This is a genomic window from Paenibacillus sp. FSL H8-0048, assembly GCF_038002825.1.
In the GTDB taxonomy this organism is placed as follows: domain Bacteria; phylum Bacillota; class Bacilli; order Paenibacillales; family Paenibacillaceae; genus Paenibacillus_AQ.
Window position 1 is genome coordinate 7,065,079 of sequence record NZ_JBBODF010000001.1, and the last position, 12,760, is coordinate 7,077,838.

General features: G+C 52.1%; 10 protein-coding genes. All 10 read left to right on the top strand.

What is annotated here, in order from left to right:
• Positions 1 to 24: 24 nt before the first annotated feature.
• A complete protein-coding gene (locus NSU18_RS30495) occupies positions 25 to 909 on the top strand; it encodes a carbohydrate ABC transporter permease (RefSeq protein ID WP_341018083.1) in 885 nt (294 codons plus the stop codon).
• Positions 909 to 1,739 (top strand): carbohydrate ABC transporter permease, encoded by an 831-nt coding sequence (locus tag NSU18_RS30500; RefSeq protein ID WP_341150847.1) that lies wholly within the window; start codon positions 909 to 911, stop codon positions 1,737 to 1,739. Before NSU18_RS30495 ends, NSU18_RS30500 begins: the two co-directional genes overlap by 1 nt.
• A gap of 27 nt (positions 1,740 to 1,766) precedes the next feature.
• The gene (locus NSU18_RS30505) at positions 1,767 to 3,620 is read left to right on the top strand and encodes a cache domain-containing sensor histidine kinase (RefSeq protein WP_341150848.1); all 1,854 of its coding nucleotides are present in this window, start codon (positions 1,767 to 1,769) and stop codon (positions 3,618 to 3,620) included.
• On the top strand, positions 3,598 to 4,392 hold the full coding sequence (locus NSU18_RS30510; RefSeq protein ID WP_341018089.1) for a response regulator transcription factor: 795 nt from the start codon (positions 3,598 to 3,600) through the stop codon (positions 4,390 to 4,392). The genes NSU18_RS30505 and NSU18_RS30510 overlap by 23 nt, the downstream gene beginning before the upstream one ends.
• A 245-nt stretch (positions 4,393 to 4,637) precedes the next feature.
• A complete protein-coding gene (locus tag NSU18_RS30515) occupies positions 4,638 to 6,941 on the top strand; it encodes a copper amine oxidase N-terminal domain-containing protein (RefSeq protein ID WP_341150849.1) in 2,304 nt (767 codons plus the stop codon).
• A 172-nt stretch (positions 6,942 to 7,113) separates the two neighbouring features.
• Positions 7,114 to 7,575: a Fur family transcriptional regulator gene (locus NSU18_RS30520; RefSeq protein ID WP_036731890.1), complete on the top strand. Its 462-nt coding sequence runs from the start codon at positions 7,114 to 7,116 to the stop codon at positions 7,573 to 7,575.
• Positions 7,576 to 7,577: 2 nt separating this feature from the next.
• Positions 7,578 to 7,841 carry a membrane protein insertion efficiency factor YidD gene (gene yidD / locus NSU18_RS30525; protein ID WP_339249555.1) on the top strand — a complete coding sequence of 88 codons (264 nt, stop codon included), beginning with the start codon at positions 7,578 to 7,580 and terminating at the stop codon, positions 7,839 to 7,841.
• A 360-nt stretch (positions 7,842 to 8,201) separates the two neighbouring features.
• On the top strand, positions 8,202 to 10,232 hold the full coding sequence (metG, locus tag NSU18_RS30530) for a methionine--tRNA ligase (protein ID WP_341018092.1): 2,031 nt from the start codon (positions 8,202 to 8,204) through the stop codon (positions 10,230 to 10,232).
• A 200-nt stretch (positions 10,233 to 10,432) separates the two neighbouring features.
• Positions 10,433 to 11,410 (top strand): metal ABC transporter substrate-binding protein, encoded by a 978-nt coding sequence (locus tag NSU18_RS30535; protein WP_341150850.1) that lies wholly within the window; start codon positions 10,433 to 10,435, stop codon positions 11,408 to 11,410.
• Between the two features lie 48 nt (positions 11,411 to 11,458).
• Positions 11,459 to 12,208, top strand: coding sequence for a metal ABC transporter ATP-binding protein (locus NSU18_RS30540; RefSeq protein WP_341018095.1), 750 nt, complete (start codon positions 11,459 to 11,461; stop codon positions 12,206 to 12,208).
• Positions 12,209 to 12,760 lie beyond the last annotated feature (552 nt).

A 12,760-nucleotide genomic window follows, 5' to 3' on the forward strand; every position in this document is an offset into this window, starting at 1 on the left:
AAGAAAAGCAATATGGAGGTAGCTATGAATAAGGCACTGAGAAATCCTCTGGTGTTCATTCTGTTCGTTATTCCGGCACTGGTGCTATTCATTATGTTCTTCATCTATCCGATCTTCAGCTCGATTTACTATAGCTTCACCAGCTGGAACGGTGTGTCCGAGACGGTCAAATATGCCGGAGTGGACAACTTCAAGAAAGCTCTGGGAGATGAACGCTTCTGGATCTCTGTGAAAAATAACGGCTGGTTCATTCTCTTCTCCGTAGGCATACAGGTGCCGCTGATTGTGTTCTTCTCCTTACTGATTGCCAATGTGAAGAAGCTGAAGGGGCTGTATAAGACAGCGGTATTCATGCCATCCATTATGTCTACTGCAGTAATCGGCATTCTCTGGGGCTTCATTTACGAGCCGAACATTGGATTGTTCAACAAAGTACTAAGTCTGGTTGGCATTGAGCCGGTCTACTGGCTGTCGGACGAACGGTTCGCGATGCTGTCGATTCTGATTACGAATGCCTGGCAGTGGACCGGCTTCTACATTGTAATGGTGCTGGCGGCGATCCTCTCTATTCCCGGTGAGCTTGAGGAAGCAGCAGCCATCGATGGCGCTACGGGGTTCCAGCGGGCTACACGCATCACCCTGCCGCTGATCGTACCAATCATCTCGGTGGTGATTATGCTATCGATTGCCGGAGCGATGAAGGCTGCCGATATCGTTATCGTAATGACCAAGGGCGGACCGGCAGGTTCAACCGAGGTAATGGCCACCTATATGATTAAGTATGCGATTACCAACTTCAAATACGGGTACGGCAATACCATCGCCGTTCTGATCTTCTTGTTCACGCTCGTTGTAACCGCCCTCTACCAGCTGGTGTTTGCCCGCCGTACGGAAAGGATTGAATACTGATGCCGCGCCCGCTGAAAAAAAGTCTGCCGCACATTGCCCTGCTGGGTTATCTGGTAATTGTGCTGTTCCCGTTCCTCTTCGTCCTTTTCTCTTCGGTGAAGAAGGATAATAATGCGATTGCCCTCAACCCGTTCGGCATTCCGAAGAGCTTCGAATGGTCCAATTATGTAGAAGCGTGGGTCAATGCCAAGATCAGCACTTATTTTTTCAATAGCTTATATATCTCGGTTCTGGCCTCAGTAGTGTCTATTCTGCTGGCGTCCATGTTCGCCTTCGCGGTCACGCGGATGCGCCAGGGGAAGTGGAATGCCATTCTTTTCTCGCTGGTCCTGATCGGGATGCTGATTCCGAACAATGCGCTGATGCTGCCCATCTACACGATTGTCCGCAAGCTGCATATTCTCAATACCCACTGGGCGCTCATTATTCCTTACATTGCGAATGCAATCCCGTTCACGATCATTATTCTGGCGGCTTTCATGCGTTCGCTGCCCAGTGAAATCGAAGAAGCGGCGGTCATGGACGGCTTGAAGGCCCCGGGTATATTTGCTAGAATTATTGTACCTTTGACAGTTCCGGCGATGGTTACGGTATTCATTGTTAATTTCCTGGGAAATTGGAATGAGTTCCTGCTGGCCAACTATTTTCTGTCTAATGACGAGCTGCGTACGCTCCCCGTAGGGATGGTCCAGTTCCGCGATCAGTACCAGATGAATTACGCACAGATGTCGGCGGGAATTGTCTACAGTGTGGTTCCGGTTATAGTGATTTATGCGGTCCTGCAGGAGAAGATTATTGAAGGCGTCACCGCAGGCAGTGTAAAAGGATAATATCAATCATGTCAGGAGCAACAGCCGATGAATCTGCGCTACAAATTGTTTACGGCATTCTTAGGCCTGATTATCATTCCGCTGTTCATTCTTGGCATGATTATGTTCTTCGTGACTTATAATTCCATTGAGAAGAAATATAGCCAGCAGTCCGAATATTCGCTCAAAGCGATCAGCTACAGCATTTCTAATGTGTTCAAGGATATGGACAATGTGACTGACAACGGAATTGCCACCTCGGTCTTTCATATGGCGCTTAGTGCAGATGATCCCTCCAAACAGGATTTGACCGATGCCGAGCAGCTTAGCCTGAATGCCAGCCAGCGTAATTTCCGCAGCCTGCTCTATAATCATCCGTCGATCAGCTATGCCTTCCTGTATAATTTCAACGGAAAAGGGAGCTCGGAGATCGTCTCGGTCTTCAACAAGGAGAATTTCCGCACCCTGCCCTATGACAAGTTCAAAGGCAGCGAGCTGTACCAGGAGGTAATGAAGCTGAACGGGGTTCCGAAATGGCTGGCCCCGCATGAGTACCCTGAGCTAACCGGAACGGAGGCTGTATTTACGCAAATCCGGCTGGTTAAGGAGCTTAGCTTCTTTCAGAATATCGGCATTCTGGTGGTGCAGATCAAGAATTGGGAGTTCGAGTCGATATTTCGCAATCTTAAGATCGGGGGTACCGACCAGAAGGTGTCCTTCATGCTGGTTAACGATGATGGAATGATTCTGCTGGACCCGGACAGGCAGCTGGACGGGCAGGATTTCCGCAGCTTCACCACGAAGGATATTACGTTTAAGCCAGGCTTTCAGAGCTTCAAGACACAGTTCGGTGGCGAGAAAAGCATTCTGTCGGTCTACCATCTCAAGGACTATCCCTGGAGTCTGGTCTCTGTCACTTCCTGGGATACTCTGTCTCATGAGGTGACGGTGTTCGCCCGCTGGTTCGTCATAGTGATGTTCCTGTGCCTTCTGGGCGCTGTCATCTTCAATCTGTTCTTCATGAACCGGATTACTGGCGGGATTGCTGTCATTGTACGCTTCATGCGCAGGGTAGAGGACGGAGATCTTACTACCCGTGTTGAGGAGAAGGGCAACGATGAGATGACGCTGCTGGCCAGAGGCTTCAATGATCTTATGGACAAAATCAACTCGCTGTTCAGCCGGGTTCACGTGGAGCAGCAGCGCAAGAATCAAGCGGAAATGCGTGTGCTGCAGGCCCAGATCAAGCCGCATTTTTTGTTCAATACTCTGGAATCGATCAATGTGCTGGCTGTGCAAAATGAAGGGCGCAAGGTAAGTGAGATGGTCTACCGGCTGGCAAGTATTCTGCGGATCAGCATTCAGGACAGGGATGAGATTACGCTGGAGGAAGAGGTTAAGCATCTGCGCAATTATCTCGATATCCAGAAATTCCGGTTCGAGGACCTGTTCGATTATGAGCTTGAGATTCCGGCAGAGCTGCTGGGCTGCGGGATTCTGAAGCTTACGCTCCAGCCGCTGGTGGAGAACAGCATTCAGCATGGTTTTGAGGGGATCGGGTATAAGGGTCTGGTGAGTGTTAAGGTGTGGGAGACCCAAGGCAATCTGGTGCTGCGGATACAGGATAACGGAATCGGGATGACCCCGTCCCAGCTGTCGATGTTTCAATACATGGTGAATGACGCGGCAGAGCAGCAGACGGAAGCTAGGCCGGAGCAGGGCATTCATCAGGAGCGGCGGGGGCTGGGTGTACGAAGTGTTGCGGACCGGATACGAATTGAATACGGCGACAGATATGGGATTTTCATATGTGCTAGTCCTGGGGAAGGAACGATCATCCAGTGCGTCATTCCGAAATACGGGCAGGGGGAAGGCCATTATGCTAAAAGTATTATTGGTTGACGATGAAGCGCCCATTCTGAGCAATCTCAACACTGTGCTGCCCTGGCAGGACATGGGGATGGAGGTTGCGGGGCTGGCACGAAGCGGGATGGAGGCGCTGCGCTTGGCAGAGGAAACGCCGCCTGATCTGGTGCTCTGCGATATCCGTATGCCGGTGATGGATGGGTTGACATTCATCGGCAAGCTGCGGGAGATGGGGCTTATGAGCGAGGTACTGCTGCTCAGCGGTTACCAGGAATTCGATTATGCGCGTGAAGCGATCCGGCTCGGGGTGAAGGAGTATATCTGCAAGCCGATTCATTACGGGGAGCTTGGCGACAAGGTACGGGAAATCGGCTCGCGGATACGCAGCAGGCAGTATAAGGACAAATTGTACAACAGCATCCCGTTGTTTCAGGAAGTGCCTGCGGCTGATGAGCCTGTCAAAAAAACACCGGAGCAGCTGATGAATCAAGCCGCACAGTTCATTACGGAGCGCCTGCACACAGATCTCGGTATTGATGAGGTGGCGAATACGATTGGCATTAGCAGCAGTTATTTTTGCCTGCTCTTCAAGAACCGCTTCGCGGTGACCTTCGTGGAGTATGTCACCCAGCAGCGGATTGAAGCTGCCAAGTTCATGCTCGCCAGCAGCGACAAGAGCATCACGGCCATCAGTTCGGGCGTCGGCTATCAGGAGCGGCGTTATTTCACCAAGGTGTTCCAGAAGCAGACAGGAATGACCCCGAAGGAATACCGCAGCAGGTTCGGGGCGACCGATGCCCGTACCTAGCGGGTTGCCAGCCATAACGATTGCCCGGGTACAGGGGTGGTCGTTATTTTTTGTTTTCTTTTTACACAGAATGAAACTTTTCGCTATAACATGCGTCTAATACTATGTTTTGTAAAATGAACGTGGCAAAACATTCTTCCGTTCTCTAAGAGGGCGGTTGCAATTTTGCGGGGAATATAAGGTGGAAAGAATGCAATGAAGAGACTGCCTTATACACTACAAATGGGAGCAGAAGGAGTCGTATAATGAATTTGAAAAGAACGTTCTTGGTGGCAGTATTGGTGGTATCGCAATCCGTAGCAGCGGTTCCAGCCTTCGCAGCACCAGTCAGCACTCAGACAACAATAACAGGGACTGTTGCCGCAGCGGGAAATACCGGCGCAACGCAGCTTCAGACCGAGTCGACTAATCCGCTGGCTACGGAGACGCCTGCCGGATCAGTGACACCAACATCAACACCTGTGCCTGAAGCAACACCGGCCCAGGGGATTCCGGCAGCCACAGCAACGCCAAGTCCGGCTGCAACGGCCCTTCCTGGTGAGACTGCAGCGCCTGCAGACGGTACCGTAACAACAGCGCCTGTAGATGGTGTTGTACCAACCGAAGATCCGGCGATGACTCCATTCATGCAGCCTACACCAACTCCAGGCATAGCTGCGCCCGCGGATGGGGCAGGCAAGCTGATCCTGATGATGAACAGCAACAAGATGTTCAGAAATGGCACGCCTTACACCGCCAATCAGCCGATGGCAGTCAAGAATGGTGTCTCCTATGTATCGATCCGCGCAATGGTGGAAATGGTAGGCGTTGCCTTCACGTATGATGCCAAAACCAAAGAGGTCATTGTGACCAAGGGCACCAGCATTATGCGCTTCAAGACCGACAGCAAAATATACACAGTCGATGGTACCAAGGTTACCATGAAGGGTCCTGCTTACCAGTTCAAAGGCACCTTTATGATACCGTTAACCTCGATAACCTCTGCACTCAAAATTCCTTACACCGTTGACAATGTTCAGAAGCGGGTTATTCTTACACTGAATACGAAGCCAACTGCTTCCTTCACGGTTCAGCCCAAGGAAATCTATGCCGGGGAAACGATCGTGACTTATGTGACCTCCAGCTCTTCCCCGAACGGTACGCCGATTGTGGAAGAACGTTGGAGTGACAACAAGCGGGATATGTATGATCAGCCGGGCTTCTATACGGTTATGTATTCGGTACGGGATGCCAACAACATGTGGAGTGATCCTTATCCGGTGACCATTCAGGTGCTGCAGCCTAATCAGCCGCCAGTGGCCCAGTTCACCACAGATAAAGACGAATACAAAATGGGTGAGCCGGTAATCCTGACCGATACCAGCTATGATCCTGAGAATGAAGAGCTGACCGTTACCTGGAACAATCGGTCGCTGGCTTACTTTACTTCCGGACCTGTACCTATCCAGCTGACAGTAACTGATAAGCATGGTCTTAGCAGTACTGCTGAGAAGATCATCAATATTACCAGCGAGCAATTGTATACGCAGGATGAAGTAACGAAGCTGTTCACCATTCCGGGGGATATCATCAGCATGGACGGCGGGAAGATCCCGTCGCTTCCGAATCTGCCGTATAACCTGTCCTCAGAGGGCTACACTCTGATCCGCAGCAACAGTCCAGAGACTGTGAATACGGAAGGTGTTCTGTACCGTGAAAGCTCTGTGGGCAATACACGTTTCCTTGTGCACCATATGAACAATATGGCTACCAGACAAAAGCTCTATGTGATTGCTACGAACAACAACCTGTATCCGGCAACCATTACTACCCAGTATCTGGGGATTGCCGGTCCGGTGACATCACCGGAATATACGGGCAAAGTATCGATGGAGAAATACTTCAAATCCATGGTTACCGGCTCGACCGAAGCTCCGGTTACCCTGCAGCCGGGACAGAGCATGATTATCATGACAGATCTGAACAAAATTGCCATGAAGCCTAAAGACGTAATGTCGCTGAGTGCGGATCTGTTCAGTGACCTGCCGGTTCAGTATAACGTAGTCATGGTGGAGCAGACCAAGGACCCGCTTGCTGAGCTTCCTTATCTTCCTGTTCTTGACAGCGATGGTGTGCATACCCGGGGAACCTTCCCTGATTCTACGCGGATCATGAACGTGACCGATCTGGTGGGGACCACGCAAAGTAAGCTGCTTCTGGGCGACAATAAACTGGACAAAAACCTGGACGGGATTGATCCAATGAAGGGGACGTATGTTTCCAATGCGGGTAACTTCGGGGTGCTTTACAAAATCGTATTGGATCGTGTTGCAGCAAACACGCTGATCACCTTCAACCCGCGCGGGGGGCCTTATCTGGGACCGCTGATTGTAAACGGCACAATGGTGAACCTGCCCAATAAGGGCACTTTAGGCCTATCATCAGACACGAATGCTGTTGTCTACCGTACCGGAGAGTATGAAGGGCGTGTGGAGATTGTGTTCTCCGTCGCTTCCGGCAGCAACCTGCCCGTTAACTTTGTCTTCACCCCGCTTCCGGCGAAAAAATAATTTATTGTGAAAAATACAAACGGCAGCGCTCCTTAGGGGGCGGCTGCCGTTTTGTATTCTGCAGCAAGTCTGTGGATGCGTTCAGGCAGGCACTTTTATTGACGGGGCAGTGCTTTTGGGGCATTATAAAGAGAGTACAACACAAACGACCTATGTTATGGGAGATGAGCGAATGCTGTCGACAGATCAAATCCTGGAAGCCATGTCGGGGCAGGGGCTGCGAATCACCGATCAGCGCAAGACGCTTGCCAAATTATTCGGCGAGAATACGGGATATTTGTCTGCAAAGGATGTATATGAGCATATGGGCCGCAAGTATAGCGGGCTGAGCTTCGATACCGTCTACCGTAACCTGCGTGTTATGGAGGAGCTGGGCGTACTGGAGCAGATTGTATTTGAAGAAGGCGTCAAATTCAAGGCAAGCTGCAGTCAGGATCACCATCATCACCATATGATTTGCCTGCAGTGTATGAAGACATACCCGATTCAATTCTGCCCGATGAATCTAACTGATCCGCCGGATCAGTTCCGGGTGGTCAAGCATAAATTCGAGGTATTCGGCTATTGCAAGGATTGTGAGCAGGGAAGAGAAGAAGAGCCGGCCGGTGCTGCCCGCAGCAAAGAGGGACGCTGAGTATGGCTAGCTTACGAAGAACAGTGCAGGCCCCTATCCGGGTCTACCGCAAGTTCATTTCGCCGCTCAAGCCCGCAACCTGCCGGTTCTACCCGACCTGTTCGGCTTACGCGCTGGAGGCCATTGAGGTCCATGGGCCGCTGAAGGGTTCATGGCTTGCTGCCAGGCGGATCGCCCGCTGTCATCCCTTCCATCCGGGAGGCCTTGACCCGGTGCCGCCGCGCAAAGAGCAGCCCTCCGGGGATAAGCCGCTGCATACGACTTGACACGGGCCGCCGGGATGGTTATATTTTGAATAATAAGTGATATTCCGAGGAACGGATAAGTAGATGTGGACACCATTACAGAGAGCCGGTACTGCTGGGAGCCGGTATGGAATGCCAGATTGAATATGGTCCGGGAGGAACTGTGTTCGAGCGGAAGGCCTGAAGCCGAGGCCCTGCGTAAGCGCACGGCGTGTTCCAGCGTTAATGGACAGTTCCGCTTGAGGAACTGACGAAGCCTGTGCTCTGTGAGGAGCCGGGGAATGTTGGGTGGTATCGCGTGAGTTTACTCTCGCCCCATAGAGGGGCGGGAGTTTTTTGTGTGAAATGAACGACTAGGGATAACGAAGGGATGATGAAGTAATGAGTGAGAACAAAACCTTTTATCTGACAACACCGATCTACTATCCGAGCGACAAGCTGCATATCGGGCATGCGTATTCCACGGTAGCCGGTGATGCGATGGCCCGCTATAAGCGGCTGCGCGGCTATGAGGTACGCTATCTGACCGGAACGGACGAGCATGGGCAGAAGATTGAAGAGAAGGCCGGTAAGGCCGGAAAGACCCCGCAGGAGTTCGTGGACGGGATTGTCGTCGGCATTAAGGACCTGTGGAAGAAGCTGGATATCTCAAATGATGATTTCATCCGTACCACGGAGGAGCGGCATAAGAAGGTAGTTGCGGATATTTTTGACCGTCTGCTGAAGCAGGGGGATATCTACAAAGGGGAATACGAAGGCTGGTACTGTATTTCGGATGAGACCTTCTACACCGAAACCCAGCTGGTGGATATTGAACGTGATGCTGACGGCAAGATTACCGGAGGGAAAAGTCCTGACAGCGGTCATCCGGTGGAACTGGTCAAGGAGGAAAGCTACTTCTTCCGTATGAGTAAATATGCTGACCGCCTGCTGAAGTTCTACGAGGAGAACCCGGAGTTTATCCTGCCGGAATCCCGCAAGAACGAGATGATTAACAACTTCATCAAGCCGGGTCTGGAGGATCTGGCGGTATCCCGTACGACCTTTGACTGGGGCGTTAAGGTAAAAGGCGACGAGAAGCATGTAGTGTATGTATGGATCGATGCGCTTACCAACTACATTACGGCTCTGGGCTATGGCTCGGAGGACCGCAGCCTGTACGAGAAGTACTGGCCTGCTGATGTTCACATCGTCGGGAAGGAAATTGTCCGCTTCCATACGATCTACTGGCCGATTATTCTGATGGCGCTCGGCGAACCGCTGCCGAAGAAGGTATTCGCGCATGGCTGGCTGCTGATGAAGGACGGCAAGATGTCCAAATCCAAGGGTAATGTGGTTGATCCGGTGACGCTGATTGACCGCTACGGCCTGGATGCTCTACGCTATTATTTGCTGCGCGAGGTTCCCTTCGGCTCGGACGGAACCTTCACGCCGGAGAGCTTCGTGGACCGGATTAACTACGATCTGGCCAATGACCTGGGCAACCTGCTGAATCGGACCGGCGCAATGGTGGAGAAATACTTCGGCGGCGAGCTTCCGGCTTATGCCGGTCAGGTCACCGCATTTGACGGCGAGCTTGAAGCGGTGGTGCAGAGCACTTACACCAAGGTGGAAGAAGCGATGGAGAAGATGGAATTCTCCGTAGCCCTGACTGCCATCGGCGCGCTGATCAGCCGGACGAACAAATACATTGACGAGACCCAGCCTTGGGTGCTCGCTAAGGATGAGAGCCGCAGCGCTGAGCTGGCTTCAGTGATGAGACATCTGGTCGAGGGACTGCGCACCGCGTCCATTCTGCTCCAGCCGTTCCTGACCGGCGCTCCGGCGAAGATCTGGGAGCAGCTGGGCATTCAGCCGGGCGAGTTGACCACCTGGGAGAGCGGCAGATCCTTCGGCCTGATCCCGGCAGGTACCCGGCTGGTGAAGGGCGACCCGATCTTCCCGCGCCTGGATGTGGCGCAGGAGGTAGCGTACATCGCCGAAGCGATGGGAGCCGGGAAGCCGGCCGCTGCAGAGGCAACGCCTGCTGCTGCGGCTGCTGTGACTCCGGAAGCGGCGGCTGCCGATCCGGAGGAAGAGGAGCATAAGGAAGAAATCGGCATCGACGATTTCGCCAAGGCAGAGCTGCGCGTAGCCCAGGTCATCGCCTGCGAGCCGGTGAAGAAGGCAGATAAGCTGCTGAAGCTGCAGCTGGATCTTGGTTATGAGCAGCGCCAGGTGGTATCCGGCATTGCGAAGTTCTACACGCCGGAGGAGCTGGTGGGCCGCAAGGTGATCTGCATTGTGAACCTGAAGCCGGTGAAGCTGCGCGGTGAGCTGTCACAGGGCATGATCCTGGCCGCCTCCAAGGGCGAGCAGCTGACCATTGCTACCGTGCCGGATAGCATGCCGAACGGAGCGATTGTGAAATAAGAATGCAAAGAGCATCCGCATAATGATTTAATAGCAATCCCCGCAGGCCAGAAGCAGCGGGGATTGCTTCTTTTTGCTCCAAGATCATAGTGCATAGGAAGCCATGCAGATAACGAAATTCAGATCGGAGTTGACTTATCGTAACGATTACTATTATAATTCTGATAGTAAATTTTACGATTTAAGGGGTCGATAGAGAAATGGTAATAAGAAGCTTGCAAAAAGGGCTGCTGCTCGCTGCTGTCCTGCTGCTTACGCTGTCACTGGCCGCATGCGGACCGAAGAGCAGCGGAAGCATTGTTGAAGGAAAAATGAATGTTATCACTACTTTTTATCCTATATATGAATTCACTGCCGAAATCGGCGGCGACGATGCCAATGTAATCAACCTGCTTCCTGTAGGGGTTGAGCCGCATGACTGGACACCGCGCAGCCAGGATATCATAAGTACCTCCAAAGCGCAGCTGTTCCTCTATAACGGAGCCGGGCTGGAAGGATGGGTACCTAATTTCCTCAAGAGCCTCGATGGTGACAGTAAGACCAAGGCTGTAGAGGTTAGCCAAGGGGTGAAGCTGATTACAACGGATGAAGACGATGGGCATGATCACGGCCATGAAGGTGAAGGCGCTGAAGCAGACGGGCATGGCGACAGCCTGCACACCGACCCGCATACCTGGGTAAGCCCGAAGTCGGCGCTTGTGATGGCCAAGAATATCAAGGATAGTCTTCAAGCCGTTGATCCTGAGCATACTGCAGGCTACGAAGAGCGTTACCAGAAGCTCGCGGACCGCCTGAACGCACTGGATCTGAAGTTCACCGAAGAGCTGGGCAAGCTGCCTAACAAGGAGATTGTCGTATCTCATCAGGCTTTCTCGTATCTGGCACGTGACTACGGCCTGTCGCAGCATGCCATTATGGGGCTGTCGCCGGACGCTGAGCCGCGCGGGCAGGATCTGGTGAAGCTGGCGGCGCTGGTCAAGGCAGAGGGCATCCGTTATATTTTCTTCGAGGAGCTTGTCTCTGATAAGCTGGCTAAGACCCTGGCAAGTGAGACGGGTGTATCCACGATGGTACTGAACCCGGTAGAAGGATTGACTGAGGCTCAGCAGAAGAACGGGGACAACTATTTCACCTTAATGGAGAAAAATTTGCAAAATCTCATTCTGGCCTTACAATAATAAGGAAAGTATAAGTAAGGAAAGTATAAGTGAAAGGCGGTACTTCACATGCAACCGGTATCCCTGGACTGCCATCAGCATATGATCGAAATACAGGATTTGTCCTTCTCCTACGGGGAACAGAAGGTCATTTCGAACTTGAATTATACGGTAAAAGAACGTGATTTCCTCGGTATCCTCGGTTCTAACGGTGCCGGCAAGACGACACTGCTTAAGATGATTGTCGGCCTGTTGCCTGCTTCAAGCGGTGAGATCCGGCTGTTCGGCCAGCCGGTAAGGAAGTTCAAAGACTGGGAGCGTATCGGCTATGTGCCGCAGAAGAATGCGTTCAACCCGTTGTTCCCGGCAACGGTCCGTGAGGTCGTATTGTCCGGCCTGTACAACAACAAGAACCTGATCCGGCGGGTCTCGAAGGCCCAGCACCGGCAGTGTGAGGATGCCCTGGAAGTCATGCGGATTCAGGATATTGCGGAGAAAAGAGTCGGCCAGCTGTCCGGCGGCCAGCAGCAGCGTGTATTCCTGGCACGCGCGCTGATCAACCACCCGGATCTGCTGATTCTGGATGAGCCTACCGTCGGCATTGATGCCGAGACCCAGGCCGGATTCTTCGAGCTGATCATGCACATGCATGCCCATCATCATATGACCTTCCTGATGGTGTCGCATGATATCGACATGATGAAGAATTACCTGGGCAGCGAGCCGGTCCAGAAGAACGGTAAAATCAACTTCTATTGCCGCCACTCGCATGAGGCGCAGAACTGTGAAGTCGATAATTTACAGCATACGTTGTCCTGATAACTGTCGTCAATCATTTGGAGCACCCATTGTACAACATTGGACGACCTAGTAGACCATCAGACTTAAACAAGTGATTTCATTCCATAAATGGGGTAAGGGATGAAGCTGCGTTCATAGTGAAAAACAGGGATAAGTGTATTCTGTACAACTAAAAACAGTGAAACGGGTGGACATCCTCGTCTAATTGTAGTCTGTACAACTAAATTTGCCCGGATGGGCGAAAATCCAGAACTAGAGGCATTTTAAATGCAGGAAATACAACTAAACGGAGATTTGTCGGCACATCCGGCGATTTAGTTGTACAAATTACAACTAAGCCTACCCCGTGCACCTTCATCAGGGCGAGGTAAACCCTCAGCAAGCCATTAGTTAAAGTATTTCTCACACGTTTAAATCCCATTTCCAGTGAAGCGTATCCCGAAGGGAGGCAAAGCGTTCCTTCCGCAAACGTCCCTAAGCAGCGAAAATCGGTCCTCCCACGCCAATTGCACTCAGCGGGTGTCCAGAGGGCGGAGCCCTTGGGGCCCTCCCTTCGGGAAGGGAGGGTTT